The organism is Variovorax sp. FW301-JW7 (assembly GCF_058788795.1).
This window is the reverse complement of the sequence record NZ_JBYTBC010000004.1, coordinates 447,549-470,449: the sequence shown is the minus strand read 5'-3', so window position 1 is coordinate 470,449 and position 22,901 is coordinate 447,549. Positions and strand designations below refer to the sequence as shown.

The 22,901-nt window shown below is 70.3% G+C and carries 19 protein-coding genes; all 19 read left to right on the top strand.

Features of this window, described 5'->3' with window-relative positions; all coding sequences use genetic code 11:
• Positions 1–34 precede the first annotated feature (34 nt).
• The 19 genes from gspG (at position 35) to AC3WQM_RS13930 (ending at position 22,864) form a co-directional block, all read left to right on the top strand.
• Complete coding sequence (gene gspG, locus AC3WQM_RS14020; RefSeq protein WP_307695495.1) at positions 35–475, top strand: type II secretion system major pseudopilin GspG; 441 nt, start codon at positions 35–37, stop codon at positions 473–475.
• Positions 450–956, top strand: coding sequence for a prepilin-type N-terminal cleavage/methylation domain-containing protein (locus AC3WQM_RS14015; protein ID WP_489059087.1), 507 nt, complete (start codon positions 450–452; stop codon positions 954–956). Before gspG ends, AC3WQM_RS14015 begins: the two co-directional genes overlap by 26 nt.
• The gene (gene gspI, locus AC3WQM_RS14010; RefSeq protein WP_489059089.1) at positions 953–1,333 is read left to right on the top strand and encodes a type II secretion system minor pseudopilin GspI; all 381 of its coding nucleotides are present in this window, start codon (positions 953–955) and stop codon (positions 1,331–1,333) included. The genes AC3WQM_RS14015 and gspI overlap by 4 nt, the downstream gene beginning before the upstream one ends.
• Positions 1,333–2,013, top strand: coding sequence for a PulJ/GspJ family protein (locus AC3WQM_RS14005; RefSeq protein ID WP_492679485.1), 681 nt, complete (start codon positions 1,333–1,335; stop codon positions 2,011–2,013). The genes gspI and AC3WQM_RS14005 overlap by 1 nt, the downstream gene beginning before the upstream one ends.
• Positions 2,010–3,035, top strand: coding sequence for a type II secretion system minor pseudopilin GspK (gspK, locus tag AC3WQM_RS14000; RefSeq protein ID WP_492679483.1), 1,026 nt, complete (start codon positions 2,010–2,012; stop codon positions 3,033–3,035). Before AC3WQM_RS14005 ends, gspK begins: the two co-directional genes overlap by 4 nt.
• Positions 3,036–3,167: 132 nt before the next feature.
• Positions 3,168–4,379, top strand: a complete 1,212-nt coding sequence (gene gspL, locus AC3WQM_RS13995; protein ID WP_492679481.1) for a type II secretion system protein GspL — start codon at positions 3,168–3,170, stop codon at positions 4,377–4,379.
• Positions 4,376–4,927: a type II secretion system protein M gene (locus AC3WQM_RS13990; RefSeq protein WP_095948277.1), complete on the top strand. Its 552-nt coding sequence runs from the start codon at positions 4,376–4,378 to the stop codon at positions 4,925–4,927. Before gspL ends, AC3WQM_RS13990 begins: the two co-directional genes overlap by 4 nt.
• A gap of 23 nt (positions 4,928–4,950) precedes the next feature.
• Positions 4,951–5,754, top strand: coding sequence for a type II secretion system protein N (gene gspN / locus AC3WQM_RS13985; protein ID WP_492679479.1), 804 nt, complete (start codon positions 4,951–4,953; stop codon positions 5,752–5,754).
• Between the two features lie 7 nt (positions 5,755–5,761).
• Positions 5,762–8,095: a type II secretion system secretin GspD gene (gspD, locus tag AC3WQM_RS13980; protein ID WP_492679477.1), complete on the top strand. Its 2,334-nt coding sequence runs from the start codon at positions 5,762–5,764 to the stop codon at positions 8,093–8,095.
• A 27-nt stretch (positions 8,096–8,122) separates the two neighbouring features.
• Positions 8,123–9,514 (top strand): GspE/PulE family protein, encoded by a 1,392-nt coding sequence (locus AC3WQM_RS13975; protein WP_492679475.1) that lies wholly within the window; start codon positions 8,123–8,125, stop codon positions 9,512–9,514.
• 9 nt (positions 9,515–9,523) lie between these two features.
• On the top strand, positions 9,524–10,768 hold the full coding sequence (gspF, locus tag AC3WQM_RS13970; RefSeq protein ID WP_492679473.1) for a type II secretion system inner membrane protein GspF: 1,245 nt from the start codon (positions 9,524–9,526) through the stop codon (positions 10,766–10,768).
• Positions 10,769–10,790: 22 nt separating this feature from the next.
• Positions 10,791–11,690: a 5'-nucleotidase gene (locus AC3WQM_RS13965; RefSeq protein WP_099795206.1), complete on the top strand. Its 900-nt coding sequence runs from the start codon at positions 10,791–10,793 to the stop codon at positions 11,688–11,690.
• A gap of 459 nt (positions 11,691–12,149) precedes the next feature.
• Complete coding sequence (locus AC3WQM_RS13960) at positions 12,150–14,207, top strand: LamG-like jellyroll fold domain-containing protein (protein ID WP_492679471.1); 2,058 nt, start codon at positions 12,150–12,152, stop codon at positions 14,205–14,207.
• A 50-nt stretch (positions 14,208–14,257) separates the two neighbouring features.
• Positions 14,258–14,434 (top strand): hypothetical protein, encoded by a 177-nt coding sequence (locus tag AC3WQM_RS13955; RefSeq protein WP_492679469.1) that lies wholly within the window; start codon positions 14,258–14,260, stop codon positions 14,432–14,434.
• 32 nt (positions 14,435–14,466) lie between these two features.
• Entirely contained in the window at positions 14,467–16,686 is a 2,220-nt protein-coding gene (locus AC3WQM_RS13950; RefSeq protein ID WP_492679467.1) for a phosphocholine-specific phospholipase C, read from the top strand.
• A gap of 15 nt (positions 16,687–16,701) precedes the next feature.
• A complete protein-coding gene (locus tag AC3WQM_RS13945; RefSeq protein WP_492679465.1) occupies positions 16,702–18,945 on the top strand; it encodes a phosphocholine-specific phospholipase C in 2,244 nt (747 codons plus the stop codon).
• A gap of 48 nt (positions 18,946–18,993) precedes the next feature.
• Positions 18,994–19,896, top strand: coding sequence for a LysR substrate-binding domain-containing protein (locus AC3WQM_RS13940; protein ID WP_492679463.1), 903 nt, complete (start codon positions 18,994–18,996; stop codon positions 19,894–19,896).
• A 119-nt stretch (positions 19,897–20,015) separates the two neighbouring features.
• On the top strand, positions 20,016–21,431 hold the full coding sequence (locus AC3WQM_RS13935) for a nucleobase:cation symporter-2 family protein (protein ID WP_492679461.1): 1,416 nt from the start codon (positions 20,016–20,018) through the stop codon (positions 21,429–21,431).
• Positions 21,428–22,864, top strand: coding sequence for an 8-oxoguanine deaminase (locus tag AC3WQM_RS13930; protein ID WP_492679459.1), 1,437 nt, complete (start codon positions 21,428–21,430; stop codon positions 22,862–22,864). Before AC3WQM_RS13935 ends, AC3WQM_RS13930 begins: the two co-directional genes overlap by 4 nt.
• Positions 22,865–22,901: the final 37 nt, after the last annotated feature.

Genomic DNA, 22,901 nt, shown 5'->3' with positions numbered 1-22,901 from the left:
GCAGCGCGCTTACTGCCTCATGTCCCCGCAAGCTATGAACAAACTCCTTCGTTCCGTCTCCCGCACCGCCCAGCGCGGCTTCACGCTGATCGAACTCATGGTGGTGCTTGTCATCATCGGCGTGCTCGCTGCGCTGATCGTGCCGAACGTGATCGAGCGCGCCGACGACGCCCGCGTCACCGCCGCCCGCACCGACATCAACAACCTGATGCAGGCGCTCAAGCTCTACCGCCTCGACAACCAGCGCTACCCGACCGCCGAGCAGGGCTTGCAGGCGCTGCTGACCCGCCCCACCGCGGGCCCGGCCGCGCCCAACTGGAAGCCCTACGTCGAGAAGCTGCCCAACGACCCCTGGGGCCACCCGTACCAGTACATGAACCCGGGCATCAAGGGCGAAATCGACGTGCTCTCCTTCGGCGCCGACGGACAGAGCGGCGGCGAGGGCAAGAATGCCGACATCGGCAGCTGGCAGTAAGCGCATCGCCCCCGGCCGCGTGGTGCTGCCACCGCCTCGCGCAGCGCGCGGCTTCACGCTGCTGGAGCTGATCGTGGTGATCGCGATCATCGCCATCGCGACCGCCGGCGTCAGCTTCGCGATGCGCGACACCAACGCCGCCGCGCTCGATCGCGAGGCCGACCGCCTCGCCGCCCTGCTCGAATCGGCCCGCGCCCAGTCGCGCGCCAGCGGCGTCATGGTGCGCTGGCGCCTCGTCGAAGGCGGCGGCTTCGTCTTCGACGGCCTGCCGGCCGACGCCCTCCCCACCGGCTGGACCCACGCCGGCATCACGGCCCAGCCCCTGCTGGGCGGCGGCACGCCGGTGGCGGCGCTGCAGCTCGGGCCCGACCCCATCATTCCGGCGCAGCAGGTCATGCTGCACAGCGAAGGCCCGCCCGCGCGCATGCTGCGCGTTGCCACCGACGGGCTGCGGCCCTTCACCGTGTTCGCCGTGCCATGAGACAACGGCTGCGGCGCACCGCACGCCACCGCGGCTTCACACTGATCGAGGTGCTGATCGCACTCGGCATCGTCGCGCTCGCGCTCGCGGCGGGCTCGCAGGCCACGATGTCGCTCACGCGCAATGCGCAGCGCCAGTCCGACCTCGTGCTGGCCGGCCTGTGCGCCGAAAACGAACTCGCCAAGGCGCGCCTGTCGCGGCAGATGCCGGCCGTCGGCGACTCGGGCTCGATCTGCCTGCAGGCCGGTCTCACCTTCCTCGTGACAACCACGACGGTGCCCACGCTCAACCCAAATTTCCGGCGCGTCGACGTGCAGGTGCGCGACGAAGGTAGCGCGCCGCTGCTGCGCGTGTCGACCGTGGTGGGGCGCGTCTGATGACGAAGCCTTCGCGCGCACGCGGCTTCACGCTGATCGAGCTGCTGGTCGCCATCGCCGTGATGGCGTTGCTCGCCCTCGTGAGCTGGCGCGGCCTGGACAGCATGTCGCGCGCCACCACGCAGAACCAGCAGCGCGCCGACGCGGTGCTCACGCTGCAGGCCACGCTCGCGCAGTGGAGCGCCGACCTCGACGCCATCACCCTGCTCGCGCAGACCCGCCCGATCGACTGGGACGGCCGCGTGCTGCGCATGACGCGCCGCGGCAGCGACACCAGCACGCCGACCGTGCAGGTCGTCGCCTGGACGCTGCGCCCCGGCGCGGACGGCACACGCTGGCGGCGCTGGCAGTCGGCGCCCTTCGCCACGCGCGGCGAATGGGTGCAGGCCTGGAACCTCGCGGCCGCGTGGGCACAGGATGGCGCCGCCCCCACCGGCGGCGCCACCGATGTCGCGCTGATGCCCGTCAACAGCTGGCAGCTCGCGTACTTCCGCAACAACGCCTGGGTGCCGGCAGAACCGCTGCCCGTGGCGGCGGCGAACCCGTCCAACCCGGCCGGTGCGCTCATCGCGATGCCCGACGGCGTGCGGCTGGTGCTGAACCTGCCGCCCGGCGACGGGCTCTCGGGCACGCTCACGCGCGACTGGGTGCGCCCGACGCTCGGGGGGCCGCGCTCATGACCGCGCCGCAACGCCATCGCGTGGCAAGCACGCGCCGCCAGCGCGGCGCCGCGCTGCTCGCCGCCATGCTGACCGTGATGCTGGTCGCCACCTTTTCCGCCGCCGCGCTCTGGCAGCAATGGCGCTCGGCCGAAGTCGAAGGCGCCGAGCGCGCGCGCGTGCAGGCGGCCTGGGTGCTGATCGGCGCGCTCGACTGGTCGCGCCTGATCCTCGGCGAAGACGGCCGCGCCGGCGGCCCCGACCACCTCGGCGAGCCGTGGGCCGTGCCGCTCGAAGAGGCCCGCCTCACCAGCTTCCTGTCGGCCGAAAAGAACGTGGCGAGCGACAACCTCGAAGGCCTGCCCGACGCCTTCCTGTCGGGCCGCATCGTCGACGCGCAGTCCAAGCTCAACGTGCTGTCGCTGGTGGATGCCGGCAAGCCGGTGCCGGCCAGCGTCGCCACCTTCACGCGCCTCTTCAACCTGCTGGGCCTGCCGGCCGGCGAACTGACCCAGATGACCGCGCGGCTCGCGAGCGCGCTGCACACCGGCAGCACCGACGCGGCGTCAGGCGGTGGCGGCAGCGACGCCAGCGCCGACACCGGCGCCGCCCCCCTGATGCCGCAGGAAGTCGCGCAGCTGGTGTGGCTCGGCCTCTCGCCCGCCACCGCCGCCGCGCTCGAGCCCTACGTGACGATCCTGCCGGAGCGCACCACGCTCAACCTCAACACGGCCAGCGCCGAGGCCATCAGCGCGAGCGTCGAATCGCTGGGCATCGCCAGCGCGCGCCAGCTGGTGGAGCGGCGCACGCGGTCGTTCTTCAAGAACATCGAGGAAGCCAATGCCGGCCTGCCCAGCGGCGGCTCGCGCTTCAACGCGGCCCAGCACGGCGTGGGCACCCAGTATTTCGAGGTGTATGGCCGGCTGCGGCTGGACCGCACCTGGGTCGAGGAGCACTCGCTGCTCTTTCGCAAGGGCCTGGCCGTGACCACCGTCTGGCGCACCCGTGGCGCGGGCGCCACCCTGCCCCCGGCAAAACCCTGACGCCGCTTTCCTTTTCTCTGATCAAAACACCGTCAAACGCACGTAGTCTCTGCAAGGTATGCTATTCAAACAATAGCAACAACTTGTAAGCCACCCTCCTACAATCACCGGCTTTTCCGACACCCCCCCGACATGACCCCGCTGCTGCTCCTTGCCCCCCTCCCTCCGGCCGATGCCGCGGGCGAGTACGACTGGGCCCAGGCCGGTGAGGACGGCATCGCCCTGCGCGACCAGGGCCGTGCGCTGCTGGCACTGCTGCCGTCGGGCCCCGAGGTCACGCTCGGCATCCCGTCCACGGCGCTCTCGTGGCACCGCGTCACCTTGCCCAAGGGCAGCATGGGCAGCACCTCGAAGCTGCGCGCCGTGCTCGACGGCCTGCTCGAAGAGCACCTGCTCGACGACCCGGAAGCCCTGCACTTCGCGCTCGCGCCCGACGCCAAGGCCGGCGAACCGGTATGGGTCGCGGCCTGCAACCGCATCTGGTTGCGCAGCGTCTTGCAGGGGCTCGAAGCCGCCGGCCGGCGCGTCGTGCGCATCGTTCCCGAATTCACGCCGCAGCCGGCCGACGCGCCGCCGCTGCTGCAGGTCACGGGCGAGCCCGAGGCGCCGCAACTCACGGTCTGCGACGGCGACGGCGTGGTCTCGCTGCCGCTGGCCGGCGCGGGCCTGGCCCTGTCGAACGGCCTGCCGCTGGACACGGCCGTCATCACCACCGAACCCGCCGTCGCCGAAGCGGCCGAGCACCTGCTGCAGCGCCGCGTGCCGATCGTGCAGGCGCCGCAGCGCTGGCTGCACGCCACGCGCACGCCCTGGGAGCTCGCGCAGTTCGACCTCGCCGTGACGGGCCGCGCGCGCGCCGGCAAGAAGTTCGCCTCGGTGTTGCAGACCCTGCGTTTCGCACCCGAATGGCGCGCCGCGCGCTGGGGCATCGTGGTGCTGCTGTTGACGCAACTCATCGGCCTGAACGCCTGGGCCTGGAAGGAGCGCAACGCGCTCGAGTCCAAGCGCCAGGCCACGCGCGCCATCCTGACGCAGACCTTCCCCTCGGTGAAGATCGTGGTCGACGCGCCGCTGCAGATGGGCCGCGAGGTCGCCGCGCTGCAGCAGGCGGTGGGCGACGTGGCACCGAGCGATTTCGAACCCATGGTCGGCGCCATCGCCGCCGCCCTGCCGCCCGGGCGCTCCCCGAGCGCCATCGACTTCAGCGCCGGCCAGCTGCGTCTGCGCGGCCTCGGGCTGCAGCCGCAGGAGGTCACGCAGATCACCAGCGCGCTGTCGCCGCGCGGCTACCAGGTGCGCACCGAAGGCGACCTGCTGCTGGTACAGGCCGAGGCCAACCGATGAACTTCAGCGAACAACTCAAGGCCCGCTGGGCCGTCCTCGGGATGCGCGAGCGCCGCCTCGTCATCGGCGCCGTCGCGCTGGTGGCACTGGCCTTGCTCTGGTGGATCGCGCTCGCCCCCGCGCTGCGCACGCTAGCCGCGGCCCCGGCCGAACACGCACGGCTCGACGCCCAGCTCCAGCAGATGGCCACCTTGCAGAACCGCGCGAAGGCGCTGCAGTCGCAACCGCGCCTGGCGCGCGACGACGCCCTGCGCGCGCTCGAAAGCTCGGTGCGCGACGGCCTCGGCGTCACGAACGCCCAGCTCATGACGGCCGGCGGCGACGGCGCCGCCACCGTCACGCTGCGCGGCGCGCCCGCCCAAAACCTGGCGCAGTGGCTCGCGCAGGCGCGCGGCAACGCCCACGCCGTGCCGCGCGAAGTGCACCTGACGCGCGCGCCCGTCGCACCGCCGCCGCCGGGCGCCAAGCCCGCGCCCGCCACGCCCGACCAACCTCCGCAACCCCGCTGGGACGGCACGCTCGTGATGGCGCTGCCCGCCCCGCGCTGAAGCACCCCCACGCACCGCACGGCATGGCGAGACGCCCCCCGGTCCCCGACCTCCAGCCGCGCCGCGGCAGCTGGCGCTGGGCCGTGCTCGGCGCCGCCACCGGCATGCTGGTCGCGGTCGTTCTGTTCGCACCGGCGCGCTGGCTGGCCTCGGCGCTCTCGGGCTGGACGCAGGGCCGCCTGCTGCTGGTCAACCCGCGCGGCACGGTCTGGAACGGCACCGCCGCCGTCGTGTTCGCCAGCGGCGCGGGCGGCACGCAGGCCGTCTCGCTGCCGGGCCTGCTGAACTGGCGCATGTGGCCGAACTGGCGCGGTCTCTCGGCGCGCCTCGACCTGTCCTGCTGCGCGGCGCAACCGCTGGGCCTGCAGGCCAGCCCGCGCGCCGACGGCCTGCAGCTCACCTGGCAGGACGCCCGCTCGCGCTGGCCCGCCACGCTGCTCACCGGCCTGGGCGCGCCCTGGAACACGCTCAAGCTCGAAGGCGCCCTCGACCTCAACACCCGCGCCTTCGCCATGCAGTGGGACGGCCCCGCCTTGCGCATCGAAGGCCAGGCCACGCTCGACGCCACCGATGTGTCGTCAGCCCTGTCGACCCTGCGGCCGATGGGCAGCTACCGCCTGTCGCTCGAAGGCGGCACGCGCCCCACGCTGCTGCTGAGCACGCGCGAAGGCAGCCTCGAACTGAACGGCAGCGGCAGCTGGAGCGGCACCGCGTTGCGCTTCACCGGCGAAGCCAGCGCGGCACCGGGCCGCGAAGACGCACTTTCCAATTTGTTGAACATCATCGGGCGGCGCGACGGTGCGCGCTCGATCATCACCCTGGGTTGATCCGACCATGAAGAAGCCTCTGTCCTCGTCCGGCGCCCGCCCCGGCCTCATCGCGCTCGCGGTACGCCTGCTGATCGCGGCGTCTCTCGTGCCGGTCTTGCCGGCCGCCTACGCACAGACCGGCGACGCCCCGCGGCGCGGCGAACCGATCACGCTCAACTTCGCCGCCGCCGACATCGAGGCCGTGGCCCGCACCATGGCCGTGGTCACCGGGCGCGACGTGGTGGTCGATCCGCGCGTCAAGGGCACCATGAACCTGGTCACCGACCGCCCGCTGGCGCCGGCCGCTGCGTTCAACCAGTTTGCCGCCGCGCTGCGCCTGCAGGGCTTCGCGGTGGTGGAGGCCGACGGCCTGTACAAGGTGGTGCCCGAGGCCGACGCCAAGCTGCAGACCAGCACCGTCAACACCACCATCAGCGGCGCCAGCTCGGCCGCGGCCAACCAGATCGTCACGCAGATCTTTCGCCTGAACTACGAGTCGGCCAACAGCCTGCTGCCGGTGCTGCGCCCGCTGATCCCGCCGAACAACACCATCAACGTGAACCCGGGCAACAACTCGCTCGTGATCACCGACTACGCCGACAACATGCGCCGGCTGGCGCGCATCATCGCGTCGCTCGACGTGCCCAACGCGTCCGACATCGAGGTGATCCAGCTCAAGCACTCGGTCGCCACCGACATGGTGCCGCTGGTCACGCGGCTGGTCGAAGGCGGCGGCGCGGGTGCGCCGGGCGCCGCCGCACCGGGCGGGGCCGATGCCTCGTTCCGCACCACGCTGATGGCCGACCCGCGCAGCAACTCGCTGATCCTTCGCGCCGCCAACCCGGCACGCGCGCAACTCGTGCGCACGCTGGTCGAGAAGCTCGACCGCGCACCGGCCGAAAGCAGCAACGGCGCGGCCGGCAACATCTACGTGGTCTACCTGAAGAACGCCGATGCGGTGCGCCTCGCGGCCACGCTGCGCGCCGCCATGGCCGCGAGCCAGCAGCAGTCGCAGGTGCCGGGTGCGCCCGGCGCCGCAGGCAGCGCCGGCTCGTCGGTGCCGCCGGCCAGCATGCCGATGACACAGGCCGGCTTCGGCGGCAACAACAGCCAGGGCGGCGGTTCGGCCGCGGCCAACGCGCCGCTGAACAACGCCAACCAGCCGTCCACCGGCGGCCAGATCCAGGCCGACCCGAGCACCAACTCGCTGATCATCACCGCGCCCGAGCCGCAGTACCGCCAGATGCGCGCCGTGATCGACAAGCTCGACGGCCGCCGCGCGCAGGTGATGATCGAGGCGCTCATCGTCGAGGTCAGCGCCAAGAAGGCCGCCAACTTCGGCGTGCAGTGGCAAAGCGCGCTGGGCAACAACGCCGTCATCGGCACCAACTCCAGCCTGGCCAGCGCCAACATCCTGGCGCTGACGCAAGCACTGGCCACGCGCGACGTGGCCGGCATCCGCCCCTCCACCGGCCTGAACCTGGGCATTGCCGGCAAGATCGGCGGCCAGTACATCCTGGGCGCCATCGCCAACTTCTTCAACAGCGACGGCGACGCCAACGTGCTGTCCACGCCCAACCTGCTGACGCTGGACAACGAAGAAGCCAAGATCGTCATCGGCCAGAACGTGCCCTTCGTGACCGGCCAGTACGCCAGCACCTCGGGCTCGGTCGGCATCAACCCGTTCACCACGGTGGAGCGCAAGGACGTGGGCCTCACGCTGCGCGTGCGCCCGACCATCAACGAGAACGGCACCGTGAAGATGACCATCTTCCAGGAGACCTCCACGGTCGACCAGAACACCGTGAAGGACCCCAACGGCCCGACCACCAACAAGCGCTCCATCGAGTCGAGCGTGCTGGTGGAAGACGGCGGCCTCGTGATGCTCGGCGGCCTGCTGTCGGACAACTACGGCAACACCGTCGAGAAGGTGCCCGTGGCCGGCGACATCCCAGTGCTCGGCAACCTGTTCAAGAACGAGGTGCGCACGCGCGACAAGAGCAACCTCATGATGTTCCTGCGCCCCGCCGTGATGCGCGACGGCGCTTCGACCGAAGCCTTCGCCTACGACCGCTACGACGAGATCCGCGGCATGCAGCAGCGCACGCAGCCCAACACCGACAACATCATGCTGCGCGGTGTCGACTCGGCGCCCGTGCTGCCCGAGGCGCCGCTGGTGCGCATCAACCGCCTCAACGGCAACGACAGCGGCAAGAAGAGCAGCGAGACCCGCATGGAAGGCACGCAGCTGATCCCGCCGCCGCGCCCCGCCACCGACAACCGCCGGCTCGCCCCCAGCCCGCTGCGCGGCGCACTGCCGCCCACCTCCGACCCGACCAGCTCGCGCGAGTCGCCCTGAACCCCGTCCCGCACACGCCAGCCACCCATGCGCTATCCCCTGCCCTACGCGTTCGCACGCAGCCAGCAACTGCTGCTCGAGGCCACGGACGACGGCCGCCACACGCTGTGGATGTCCTCCCATCCGGCACGCAGCGCCGTCGGTGAAGTGACCCGCAAGTACGGCGTGCAGGCCTTCGAGGTGCTCGACGACGGCCCGCTCGCCCAGCGCATCAGCGCCGCCTACGCGCAGGGCGAATCGAGCGCCGCCGCGGTGGTCAGCGAAGTGCAGAACGACGCCGACCTCTCGCGCATGATGCAGGAGCTGCCGGCGGTCGAAGACCTGCTGGCCAGCGCCGGCGATGCGCCCATCATCCGCATGCTCAACGCGCTGCTCACGCAGGCCGCGCGCGACGGCGCCAGCGACATCCACATCGAGCCCTACGAGCGCACGTCGTCGGTGCGCTTTCGCATCGACGGCACGCTGCGCGAGGTGGTGCAGCCCAACCGCGCGCTGCACGCCGCGCTGATCTCGCGCCTGAAGATCATGGCCGACCTCGACATCTCCGAGAAGCGGCTGCCGCAGGACGGGCGCATCAGCCTGCGCATCGGCACGCGCGCGGTCGACGTGCGGGTGTCGACGCTGCCCAGCGCGCACGGCGAACGCGCCGTGCTGCGCCTCCTGGACAAGAGCGAATCGAAGCTCACGCTCGAGTCGGTCGGCATGCAGGGCGACTCGCTGGCGCGCTTCGAAAAGCTCATTGCGCAGCCGCACGGCATCATCCTCGTGACCGGCCCCACCGGCTCGGGCAAGACCACCACGCTGTATGCCGCGCTGGCCCGGCTCGACGCGAGCCGCAGCAACATCATGACGGTGGAAGACCCGATCGAATACGAGCTGCCGGGCGTGGGCCAGACACAGATCAACGCGAAGATCGAACTCACCTTCGCCAAGGCCCTGCGCGCCATCCTGCGGCAGGACCCCGACGTGATCATGATCGGCGAAATCCGCGACTTCGAAACCGCGCAGATCGCCATCCAGGCCTCGCTCACCGGCCACCTCGTGCTGGCCACGCTGCACACCAACGACTCGGTGAGTGCCGTCACGCGCCTGACCGACATGGGCGTGGAGCCCTTCCTCTTGAGCTCGTCGCTGCTCGGCGTGCTGGCCCAGCGCCTCGTGCGCAAGGTCTGCACGGCCTGCGGCGGCGCGGGCTGCGAGGCCTGCGGCCAGACCGGCTACCAGGGCCGCACCGGCATCTTCGAGCTGCTCGTGGCCGACGACGAAGTGCAGGCCCTCATCCACGGCAAGGCCGCCGAGAGCGTGCTGTTCGAGGCCGGCGCACGCGGCGGCCTGCGCTCCATGCGCGAAGACGGCGAACGGCTGGTGCAGGCCGGCATCACCTCGCGCGCCGAACTGCTGCGCGTCACCCGCGAGTAGCGACCCGCGATGCCCGCCTATTCCTTCGAAGCCATCGATGCCAGCGGCCAGTCGCGCGAAGGCGTGCTCGAGGCCGACACCGCGCGCGCCGCACGCGGCCTGCTGCGGGCACAGGCGCTCATTCCGCTGTCGGTCAAGCCGGTCGGCGGCGGCGATGCGGCCGGCGGTGGCGGCGCCGGGAGCAGCACGCTCACGCGCTGGCTCGGCGGCGGCAAGCGCGTCTTCAATTCGACGAACCTCGCCGTGTGGACGCGCCAGCTCGCCGGCCTCATCTCGGCCGGCCTGCCGCTGGAACGCGCGCTCACGGCGCTCACCGACGAAGCCGAATCGGAACCGCAGCGCAACCTCGTGGCCTCGCTGCGCGCCGAAGTCAACGCGGGCTCGCCCTTCGCGCGCGCGCTGTCGGCGCACCCGCGCGAGTTCTCGCCCATCTACACCGCCGTGATCGGCGCCGGCGAGCAAAGCGGCAACCTCGGGCTCGTGCTCGAACGCCTGGCCGACGACCTCGAAGAGCGCCAGGTGCTGCAGCAGAAGCTGATCGGCGCCGCGCTGTACCCGGCCATCGTCACGCTGGTGGCGATCGTGATCGTGATCTTCCTCGTGAGCTACGTGGTGCCGCAGGTGGCGCAGGTGTTCGCGGGCACCAAGCGCTCGCTGCCCTTCCTCACGACCGTGATGCTGTCGCTGAGCGCGGCCGTGCGCAACTATGGCTGGTGGATGCTGGGCGCCATCGTGCTCGCGGCCGTCGGCGTGCGTGTCGCGCTGGCGCAGGAAGCCTTCCGCCTCAAGTTCGATGCCGCCTGGCTCAAGCTGCCGCTGGTCGGCAAGCTCGCGCGCGGCTACAACGCGGCGCGCTTCGCGAGCACGCTCGCCATGCTGGCCACGGCCGGCGTGCCGATCCTGCGCGCGCTGCAGGCCGCCTCCGAAACGCTGGGCAACCGCGCCATGCGCGCCGACGCGCTCGATGCGCTGGTGCTGGTGCGCGAAGGCGCGCCGCTGGCCTCGGCGCTGGCACAGAAAAAACGCTTCCCGGGGCTGGTGTCGATGTTCGCGCGACTGGGCGAGCAGACCGGCACGCTGCCCGTGATGCTGCAACGCGCCGCCAACCAGCTCGGCGCCGAAGTGCAGCGCCGCGCCATGCACCTGGCCACCATCCTCGAGCCGCTGCTCATCGTCGCCATGGGCGGCGTGGTCATGCTCATCGTGCTGGCCGTCATGCTGCCTATCATCCAGCTCAATCAGTTCGTCAAGTGACGACGGACGGGGAGCCCCTCACATGCCCGTAACGCTCGAAGACAAACTCGTGGTCGCGATCTCCTCGCGCGCCCTGTTCAACCTCGAAGAAGAAAACAAGATCTTCGAGGCCGGCGACAACGAGGGCTACATGAAGCTGCAGCTCGACCGCATCGATGAACCGGCCGCCCCCGGCATCGCGTCGTCGCTGATCCGCAAGCTGCTGCGCTTCAACGAAGACGGCGTGCAGCGCGTCGAGGTGGTCATTCTTTCGCGCAACGACCCGGTGTCGGGCATGCGCATCTTCAAGTCGAGCGCCGCGGCCGACATCAAGCTGCAGCGCGGCGTGTTCACGCAAGGCCGCCCGCCCTTCGGCTACCTGCGCCCGCTGCGCGCGCACCTGTTCCTGTCGGTCAACGCGCAGGACGTGCGCGAGGCACTCGCCGCGGGCTTTCCGGCCGCGCGCGTGCTCGTCGAATCGGTGAAGGCCAGCGACGCGTGGCCCAACGAAGTGCGCATCGCCTTCGACGGCGACGCCGTTCTCTTCAGCGACGAGGCCGAGCGCGTGTTCCAGGCCGAGGGCCTCGACGCCTTCCAGGCGCACGAACTCAGCAAGGCCGACCTGCCCCTGCCCGAAGGCCCGTTCAAGCCGCTGCTGATGGCGCTGCACCGTCTGCAGATGGCGGGCAATGCGCAGATGCGCATCCGCACCGCACTGGTCACGGCGCGCAGCGCACCGGCGCACGAGCGCGCGATCCGCACGCTCATGAAGTGGAACATCCGCGTCGACGAAGCGATGTTCCTCGGCGGCCTGCCCAAGGGCGAGTTCCTGCGCGAGTTCGAACCCGACTTCTTCTTCGACGACCAGACCGGTCACGTCGACGCGGCCTCGCGGCATGTGCCTGCGGGGCATGTATCGAGCGGCATCAGCAACGAGTCCTGACGCCGTTCAGGGCGCGATCACGCCGACGGGGCACCTTGCTCCGCGAATGTCCTCCGCCCTTCGGGCTCCCCCTTTATTTCGCTGCGCAAGGCACCCCATCGACGTGATCGATGGGCAGTGCGGTCGTTGACCGGCCGCACACCAGCAACGTGCCCTCGCGCGCAGGGCACTGGGTGCTCCCCGCAGCGAAATCAAGGAGGAGGGGCGAAGCCCCGGGGGACATTCGCGGAGGGGAGTACCCGGTGTCCTGTGCACGCACCACCGTCCGTCACTCGCAACCTCAAAGACCTGCGCGTTGTCACACGCGTTTCGTCCCACTGTCATCGCTTGTTCACTGCCGAGTAACGGGTTCTCCCTAGTCTTGTCGCCTGTCCGGTGCGCAGTGCCTTCGTGGCACTTTTTTTTCGCGCCGGCCTTTCACCTCCCTCGACAGACAACAAGAACCGAACGGCTTTTCCGATGCGTCCGAACTCCCTCACGCACGCCGCGCCTCTCACGCGCTGGCTGTTGCCCCTTGCGATTTCCGCCGCGCTCGCGGCCTGCGGCGGTGGAGGCGGCGGTGGCGTTGCCTTTCCTCCCATCAGCGGCACTCCCACGCCGCCCCCGAGCAGCACGCCCAACGAAGGCAAGAGCGGCCCGAAGGCGCTGATCGTCGAGATCGACGGCCTCACCCATGCCGTCCTGCGCGACGCCATCGCACAGAAGAAGGTGCCGGCCGCGCTGCAATCGCTGCAGCTCGCTCCCGCATGGACCGGCGGCACCGATGGCGCGCTCAGTGAGCAGCCCGCCACCGACGGCCCCGGCTGGGCCACACTGCTGACCGGCACCTGGGTGCCGCGCCACGCGGTGCGCGCCGACACCGCGGACCAACGCATCGACGCCAAGCTCGCGCCCTCGGTCTTCGCCTTCGCGAAGCAGAAGAAGGACGCGGGCTACCGCACCGCATCGGTCACCGCCAACACGCTCTATCCGAACCTGCTGCTCGCGGAAACCGGCACGCTCGACACCGCCGTCGACTGCGCCGGTGCCGATGCCTGCGTGACCGCCAACACCACACGCCTCATCGGCGCGGGCTACGACCTGCTCGTGGCGCAGTACAGCGCGCCCGCCGCCGCGGCCGCCAACGGCCTGCGCAGCGAGAGCTACCAGCGCGCCGTCTCCGACACCGCCACGGCCGTCGGCCAGCTGCTCGCACGCATCGCGCAACGCACGGCCAACGATGCGAAGGAAGACTGGCTCGTGATCCTCACGACCGGCCACGGCCTCGATGCCTTCGGCGGCGTCACCAGCCTGAAGGACGTCGACAACAAGACCGTCTTCATCGCCAGCAACAAGACCTTGCCCGCGCTGCCCGCCGTCGGCGCCGCCTCGCCGGCCGACGACACCGCGCTGCGCCAGTCGGCCGCCGCGACCGACATCGCACCCACGGTGCTGCGCCACCTCGGCGCGCTGCCCGCGACCGCGGCCTACAACCTCAACGGCCAGGCCCTGCAGGCCACCACCGCCGTGCAGCAGCTCGCGGCCCGCACCAGCGCCGACCGCAGCAGCATCGAACTCTCGTGGACCCTCGCGGGCGACCTCGGCGGCCCGGTGCAGGTGCTGCGCGACGGCAAGCCCATCGCCACGCTGCCGGCCGGCGCCACGCGCTACGCCGACCCGGTCAAGGCCGCGGCCGACGGCCTCTACGCGTTCCAGTACACGGTGGCCGCCGGCGGCGCCAATGTCTCGGTCTCCGCGCAGATCGCCTACGTGAAGGTGGGCCTGGTCAATCTGTTCCCGCTCGACGCACTGCCCGCGCTGGACCTCAACGCCACCGCCACGCTCGTGCCCATGGCCGCGGATGCCGACGGCGGCTCGCTCGTGGCCGACGACAACTTCCTGCCGCCCTACCGCGTGCAGGCGCTGCGCGTGGACAGCCGCATCAAGAACGCGAGCGGCATCGCCGGCTACAAGCTGCTGCAGACGCGCGACGTGACCACGGCACCCGCCGTGGCCGCCTTCACCTTCGGCTTCTGGCTGCGCACCGACGCCACCTGCAGCCAGGGCGTGAGCAACGGCGCCTCGGTCATCGCCAACAAGAACTACGACACCGGCGACAACGCCGGCCTGGCCCTCGGCCTGTTCAGCAACTGCGAGCTGCGCTTCAACACCGGCACCGGCAGCGGCCGCGGCGAGATCAAGGGCAAGCACTTCCTGAGCGCGGGCCGCTGGGCTTACGTGGCGATGGTCGTCGACAAGGCCGGCAAGAACATGAGCGGCTACGTGTTCGACCCCGTGAAGGGCACGCAGACCGGCAGCGTCGCGCTCTCGAATGCGCTGGTCGCCGCGCTCGGCGGCCTGGGCAAGGGCATCGCCCTGAACGAAGACGCCACCGGCCTGTACTACCAGCGCTGGTCGGCTTCGCCGCGCGGCGCGATGGACTTCAACGACTTCGCGATCTGGAACCGCGCACTCACCGCCGAAGAGCTCACGGCCATCTACACCTCGGGCCAGCCGCTGTCGGCACTGGCGCCCTGATTACTCCGATCACCCCGATCTCCACGACATCACAAAGAGAGGATCACCCCATGCTGCATCAAGCTTCCCTCCCCGCGCGCCTGCTGGCCGCCTTCCTCCTGGCCTGCACGCTGTCCGCCTGCGGCGGCAGCGACAACGGCGGTGGCGGCATTCCGCCCATCATCACGCCGCCACCGCAGCCCCAACCCGAGCCCGGCGTGAAGCCCGAGATGCGCTGCGCACCGTGACCCGCGACGTCATGACATCCCACGACAAGACCATGAATTCACGCCGCAAATTCCTCACGGGCACCGCCACCACCGGCGCGGCCGCCCTCGCCCTCTCGGCCTTCCCGCCGAGCATCCGCCGCGCGCTGGCCATTCCGGCCAACAACAAGACCGGCACCATCAAGGACGTGGAGCACATCGTCATCCTGATGCAGGAAAACCGCTCGTTCGACCACTACTTCGGCACGCTCATGGGCGTGCGCGGTTTCGGCGACCGCTTCACCATTCCGCTGCCGGGCGGACGCAACGTGTGGCAGCAGGCCGACGAAACGGGCGCGCCCGTGCTGCCCTACCACCTGGACCAGACCAAGGGCAACGCACAGCGCGTCGCCGGCACGCCGCACGACTGGAACGACGGCCAGAACGCCTGGGACGGCGGCCGCGCCTACCAGTGGGTCAGGTACAAGAAGACCGGCACCGCGCCGTACACCCAGGCCATGGGCTACCTCGAGCAGGCCGAGCTGCCGTACCAGTTCGCGCTGGCCAACGCCTTCACGCTGTGCGACGGCTACCACTGCAGCATGCACACGGGCACCAACTCGAACCGCATGTTCCACTGGACCGGCACCAACGGCCCCACGGGTGCGAACGTGGCCTCGGTCACCAACGAGTGGGACGACAGCTACACGCCGCCCTCGACCACCGGCTACGAGTGGAAGACCTTCCCCGAGCGCCTGCAGGCCGCCGGCGTCAGCTGGATCGTGTATGAAAACATGCGCGACAACTTCGGCGACAACCCGCTGGTCGGCTTCAAGCAGTACCGCCAGGCCAGCGAAGCCTCGGGCAAGCCGATCAAGAACACCGGCCCGGTGCCGGCCTACGACCCGGCCAGCGACGACGTCGGCAACCCGCTGTACAAGGGCATCGCCAACACCATGCCCGGCGCCAACGTGGACGAGTACCTGAACACCTTCCGCAACGACGTGAAGAACGGCAAGCTGCCGCAGGTGTCGTGGATCATCGCGCCCGCCACCTACTCGGAGCACCCCGGACCGTCGAGCCCGGTGGAAGGCGGCTGGTACATCCAGGAAACGCTCGATGCCCTCACCGCCGTGCCGGAGGTGTGGAGCAAGACCGTGCTGATCATCAACTTCGACGAGAACGACGGCTACTTCGACCACTACCCGTCGCCGGCTGCGCCTTCGCTCAACCCCGACGGCTCGGCCGCGGGCAAGACGACGCTGCCCGAAGCCGACATTGCCTTCGAGCGCTTCACGCACCCCAAGCCGCCGGGCACCACCCGCCAACCCGCGCCCGACGGCCGCGTGTACGGCCCCGGCGTGCGCGTGCCGATGTACGTGATCTCGCCCTGGAGCCGCGGCGGCTGGGTCAACTCGCAGGCCTTCGACCACACCTCGGTGATCCGCTTCATCGAGGCGCGCTTCGGCGTGAAGGAGCCGAACATCTCGCCGTTCCGTCGCGCGGTGTGCGGCGACCTGACGAGCGCCTTCAACTTCGCCACGCCCAACAACGAAGTGCTGCCGACGCTGGCCGGCCGCACGAGTCGCACGCAGGCGAACGACAAGCGCGCGGCGCAGGAAGCCCAGGCGCAGGTCCCGATGCCCGCCACGCCGCAGCTGCCGCGCCAGGCCGCCGGCACGCGCCCTTCGCGCGCCCTGCCCTACGAACTGCACGTGAGCGCGCGCAACGACGCCACCAGCGGCAAGGTGCGGTTGCTGTTCGCCAACACCGGCAAGGCCGCCGCCGTGTTCCACGTGTACGACAAGCTGAACCTGGAACGCCTGCCGCGCCGCTACATGGTCGAGGCCGGCAAGACGCTGGACGACACCTGGAACGCGATGCTCGACAACACGGGCTTCTACGACCTGTGGGTGCTCGGCCCCAACGGCTTCCACCGCCATTTCCGCGGCGACCTGAACAGCCTGCGCGCCGGCGATGCACCCAACCCCGAAGTGCGCGTGTGCTACGACATCGCCAACGGCAACGTCTACCTGCAGATGCTCAACGGCGGACGCAACGCCTGCAAGTTCACCGTGCGCCCCCGGGCCTACCGCACCGACGGCCCGTGGACCGCAACCGTGGCCGGCGGCACCTCGGCCGAGCAGCACTGGGACCTGGCCGCCAGCGGCGCCTGGTACGACTTCGAAGTGACCTGCGACGCCGACACCAGCTATTACCGCCGCTTCGCGGGCCGCGTGGAAACCGGCCGGCACTCGGTGAGCGACCCGGCCATGGGCACGGCCGCCGCCTGAGGCCAAGGTGACACCATGACCTCCCGCCGCAACTTCCTCACCGGCACCGCCACCACCGGTGCCGCCGCGCTCGCACTCTCGGCCTTTCCGCCGAGCATCCGACGCGCCCTGGCCATTCCCGCCAACAACAAGACCGGCACGATCAAGGACGTCGAGCACGTCGTGATCCTGATGCAGGAGAACCGTTCGTTCGACCACTACTTCGGCACGCTGGCCGGCGTGCGTGGCTTCGGCGACCGCTTCCCCATTCCGCTGCCCAAGGGCCTCAACGTCTGGCAGCAAAGCGATGCCAACGGCAACGTGGTGCTGCCGTACCACTTCGACAGCCGCAAGGGCAACGCGCAGCGCGACGGCGGCACGCCGCACGACTGGGACGACAGCCAGCAGGCCTGGGGCGGCGGCCGCATGAACGAATGGGCGCGCTACAAGACGCCCAAGGCCATGGGCTACCACAAGCAGGCCGAGATCCCGTTCCAGTTCGCGCTGGCCGATGCCTTCACGCTGTGCGACGCGTACCACTGCGCGATGCACACCGGCACCGACGCGAACCGTTCGTTCCACATCACCGGCACCAACGGCCCGACCGCGCAGAACGTGGCCTTCGTCAGCAACGAGTGGGACTGGCTGGACGCCACCCCCAGCAAGGTCGACACCGGCTACACGTGGAAGACCTACGCCGAGCGCCTCGAAGACGCGGGCGTGAGCTGGATCTGCTACCAGAACATGCCCGACGAATGGGGCGACAACATGCTGGGCGCGTTCCGCCAGTTCCGCCGCGCCAACCGCGCGTCGCCCTACCCGGTGACCAGCGGCTACTACAAGGCGCCGTTTTCCAACACCGGCCAGACGCTCCCCTTCCACGCCTACGACGCGGCCAGCGACAACCCGGGCAACCCGCTGTACAAGGGCATCGCCAACACGCTGCCCGGCGACAAGCCCGAGGACTACCTGGACGCGTTCCGGCGCGACATCAAGGCCGGCCGCCTGCCGCAGGTGAGCTGGATCAACGCGCCCTCCGCCTATTGCGAGCACCCGGGGCCGTCCAGCCCGGTGCAGGGCGCGTGGTTCCTCCAGGAAATCCTCGATGCGCTCACCGCCGTGCCCGAGGTGTGGAGCAAGACCGTGCTGCTGGTGAACTTCGACGAGAACGACGGCTACTTCGACCACATGCCCTCGCCCTCGGCGCCTTCGCTCAATCCCGACAAGACGCCGGCCGGCAAGACCACGCTCGCCGCCGACGACCTGAAGGCCGAGTACTTCACGCAGCCGGCACCCGACGGCAGCACCTCGCAGCCGAAGCCCGACAACCGCGTGTTCGGCCCCGGCCCGCGCGTGCCGCTGTACGTGATCTCGCCCTGGAGCCGCGGCGGCTGGGTCAGCTCGCAGGCCTTCGACCACACCTCGGTGCTGCGTTTCCTCGAAACGCGCTTCGGCGTGAAGGAGCCCAACATCTCGCCGTTCCGTCGTGCGGTGTGCGGCGACCTCACGAGCGCCTTCAACTTCGCCACGCCGAACACCGAGGCCCCGCCCCAACTCGCAGGCAAGTTGAGCCGAACCGCTGCCGACAAGGTGCGCAACGACCAGCAGGCGCTGCCGCTGGTGCCGCTGCCGACCGATCCGCAGCTGCCGCGCCAGGCCACCGGCACGCGGCCGTCGCGTGCCCTGCCCTACGAGCTGCACACGAGCGCCAGGGCCGACACCCTCACCGGCACCGTGAAGCTGATCTTCTCGAACACCGGCAAGGCCGCCGCCGTGTTCCATGTGTACGACAAGCTCAACCTCGACCGCCTGCCGCGCCGCTACATGGTCGAGCCTGGCAAGACACTCGACGACAGCTGGACCGCGGCGATCGACAACAGCGGCTTCTACGACCTGTGGGTGCTCGGCCCCAACGGCTACCACCGCCACTTCAAGGGCGACCTCAACCGCCTGCGCGCGGGCGGCGTGGCCGCGCCCGAGGTGCGTGTCTGCTACGACATCGCCAACGGCAACGTCTACCTGCAGATGCGCAACGACGGCAAGGCTCCGTGCAAGTTCACGGTGCGCGCCAAGGCCTACCGCGACGACGGCCCGTGGAACGCGACGGTGAACGGCGGGGCCCAGGCCGAGCAGCATTGGGAACTCGCCGCCAGCGGCCAGTGGTACGACTTCGCCGTCACCTGCGACAGCGACCCGGCCTTCTACCGCCGCTTCGCCGGCCGCGTGGAAACCGGCAAGCACACAGTCAGCGATCCGGCCATGGGCTTGCCCGACCTCTGAAGACGTAGGCATGATCCCCCCGCGCCCGCCAGCGGCGCGGGGGAATTCATGCACGCCAAGGTCATCCGGTACTTCGTCGAGGTGGTTCGCGCGGGCTCGATCCGCAAGGCGGCCGAGCAGCTGCACGTGGTGCCCACGGCCGTCAACCGCCAGATCCTCAACCTCGAGGAAGAACTGGGCGCACCGCTGTTCGAGCGCATCCACAACACGCTCAAGCTCACGCCCGTGGGCGAGATCGTGCTGGCGCACGCGCGCGGCACGCTGCGCGAGTTCGACCTCGTGCGCCAGCGCATCGAGGACGTGCGCGGCCTGCGCCAGGGCGAGGTCACGCTGGCCACCACGGCCGGCCTGGCCGACGCCTTCCTGCCGGCCGTGGTGCAGCGCTTTCGCGCGGCGCACCCGGGCATCCAGCTGAAGCTGCTGGGCCTGCCCATCGCGGCCGTGCTGCGCAGCGTGGCCGAAGGCGATGCCGACCTGGCGCTGGCCTACGACGTGCCCGGCACGGCCGGCTTTCGCACGCTGTTCAGCAGCGAGTGGCCGATCGGCGCGGTGGTGCCGCCGGGCCATCCGCTCACGGCGCATGCGACCGCGCTGCTGGCCGAGTGCGTGGGCTACCCGCTGATCCTGCCCGCGCCCTCGCTGTCGATCCGCCCGATCCTTGATGCCGCGTTCGAGCGCTCGGCCATCCACGTGTCGCCAGTGGTCGAGACCACGTCCACCGCGCTGATGCGCCGGCTGGTGCGCGACGGCGGCGGCATCACACTGCTCAATCGCCTGGACGTGGACGAGGAGCGCAACGACGGCACGCTCGTCTTCGTGCCGCTGCGCGACCCCACGCTGCGCGCGCAGACGCTCACGCTCGAGACCCGCGCCGCGCAGGCGCCGAGCGCCGCGGCCGAGCTGTTCGCGAACCATGTCGTCGCCTGCCTGGACGACCTGCTGGCACCCTGAGATTCCCTTCTGAATGACCGTCCACTTTTTGTGCACAGGGCGCGTCATTTATTGACTTTGCATGGGCAAAGACATCGCTCCTAGACTGCCGCGCCGGTTCATCGGCAGGAAAGGTTCCCATGTTCTCGAACGATAAAAAGCCCCCCGCAGGAGACGGCGAAGGGGTCGACCAGAAGCTTCCGCTCGCCCGTTGCAGCGCATTGAGCCTGCAGCACGTGCTCGTGATGTACGCGGGCACGGTCGCCGTGCCGCTCATCGTGGGCGGTGCGCTCGGCCTCTCGAAGGCCGACATCGCCTTCCTCATCAACGCCGACCTGTTCGCCGCCGGCATTGCCACGCTGGTGCAGGCCATCGGCTTCTGGCGTTTCGGCATCCGCATGCCGGTGATGATGGGCGTGACCTTCGCCGCCGTCGGGCCGATGATCGCCATCGGCATGGACCCCTCGCTCGGGCTGCCCGCGATCTACGGCGCAACCATCGTGGCGGGCGTGTTCGGCATGCTGGTCGCGCCGCTCATGGGGCGCGTGCTGGGCGTGTTTCCGCCCCTGGTCACGGGCACGGTCATCACGCTGATCGGCGTGTCGCTCATGGGCGTGGCCATCAACTGGGCCGCGGGCGGCCAGCCCACCGCGACCCGCATGGTCGACGGCGTGGCGCATGCGGTGGCCAACCCGGCCTACGGCGAACCGGTGAACCTGGCGATTGCCGCGGCCGTGCTGGCGGTGATCATCGCGATCACGCGCTTCGGCAAGGGCCTCATCGCCAACATCGCCGTGCTGCTGGGCATCGTGTTCGGCGTGGGCCTGTCGCTGGCGCTCGGGCGCATGCACTTCGACGGGCTCGAGGAAGCCAGCTGGATGGCCGTGACCACGCCCTTCCACTTCGGCCTGCCGCGTTTCGAACTCACGGCCATCGCCTCGATGTGCATCGTGATGCTCATCACGCTGGTCGAATCGACCGGCATGTTCCTCGCGCTGGGCGAGATCACCGGCCGCAAGGTGACGACCGACGCGCTCACGCGCGGGCTGCGCGCCGACGGGCTGGGCACCGTCATCGGCGGTGTGTTCAACACCTTTCCGTACACCTCGTTCTCGCAGAACGTGGGGCTGGTCACGGTGACGGGCGTGCGCTCGCGCTACGTGGCGGCGGGCGGTGGCCTGATGCTGATCGCGCTGGCGCTCTTTCCGAAGATCGCGCACATCGTGGCCTCGGTGCCGCAGTTCGTGCTCGGCGGCGCGGGCATCGTGATGTTCGGCATGGTGGCGGCCACGGGCGTGCGCATCCTGGGCGCGATCGACTATGCGCAGAACCGCCATGCGCTGTACGTGATCGCCATTTCGATCGGGCTCGGATTGATCCCCACGCTGTCGCCCAACTTCTTCCAGCACTTTCCCGCCTGGACCCATCCGCTGACGCACAGCGGCATCGTGCTGGGCACGCTGGCCGCGGTGCTGCTCAATCTTTTCTACAACGGCGTGCTGTCGAAGGAACGCTCCTTCGCGATGGCGGCGCGCACTTCGCACGGTACCGAATGACCTTCCAGAACCCTTCATCCTCTTCACCGCAGCGCCCGCCGCTGCTGATCGTCCGGCACGCCGACGTGCTCGTCACCATGGACGCCGCGCGGCGCGAGATCGCCGACGGCGCCGTGGTGATGGACGGCCCCGCCGTCGCCTGGGTGGGCGCCACGGCCGAGCTGCCGGCGGCGTACCTCGACGCGCTGCGCAGCGGCCAGGCCGAGGCCATCGACATGCACGGCCATGTCGTGATGCCCGGGCTGGTGAACACGCACCACCACATGTACCAGAGCCTCACGCGCGCCGTGCCCGAGGCGCAGGACGCGGAGCTCTTCGGCTGGCTCACGAACCTGTACCTGCTGTGGGCGCGGCTCACGCCCGAGATGATCCGCGTGTCGACGCAGACCGCGATGGCCGAGCTCATGCGCTCGGGCTGCACCACCACCAGCGACCACCTCTACCTGTTTCCGAACGGCTCGCGGCTCGACGACTCGATCGAGGCGGCCGACGCCATGGGCATGCGCTTTCACGCCGCGCGCGGCAGCATGAGCGTGGGCCGCAGCGCCGGCGGCCTGCCGCCCGACGAGGTGGTGGAGACCGAAGCGGCGATCCTGCGCGACAGCGAACGCCTCATCGACCGCTGGCACAACCCCGCGCGCCATTCGATGCGCCGCATCGTGCTGGCGCCCTGCTCGCCCTTCTCGGTGTCGCGCGACCTGATGCGGCTGTCGGCCGAGCTGGCGCGCGAACGCGGCGTGTCGCTGCACACGCACCTGGCCGAGAACGACAACGACGTCGCCTACTCGCGCGAGAAGTTCGGCATGACGCCGGCCGAGTACGCCGAAGACCTCGGCTGGGTGGGCCACGACGTGTGGCACGCGCACTGCGTGAAGCTGGACGACGCCGGCATCGCGCTCTTCGGGCGCACCGGCACCGGCGTGGCGCACTGCCCGTGCTCGAACATGCGGCTGGCCTCGGGCATCGCGCCCATCGGCGCGATGCGGCGCGCGGGCGTGCCCGTGGGCCTGGGCGTGGACGGCAGCGCATCGAACGACGGCGCGCACATGCTGGGCGAAGCGCGCCAGGCCATGCTGCTGCAGCGCGTGGGCTACGGCCCCGCCGCCATGACCGCGCGCGAGGCGCTGGAGATCGCCACGCTCGGCGGAGCCCGCGTGCTCGGGCGCGACGACATCGGCGCGCTGGCGCCGGGCATGTCGGCCGACCTCGTGGCCTTCGACATGCGCGGCGTGGACCACGCGGGCGCCTGGCACGACCCGGTGGCGGCGCTGGTGTTCTGCACGCCGGTGACGGCCGCGCTGAGCGTGATCGACGGCGTGGTCCGCATCCGCGACGGGCGCTTCACGGGCTTCGAGCTGGCGCCGCTGCTGGCCACGCACCGCGACCTGGCGCGCACGCTGTACGAATCGGCGCGCCATCCGCACACAGCCTGACCACGACCTGACCCCATTCCGGCCCCGCCGGATGTGC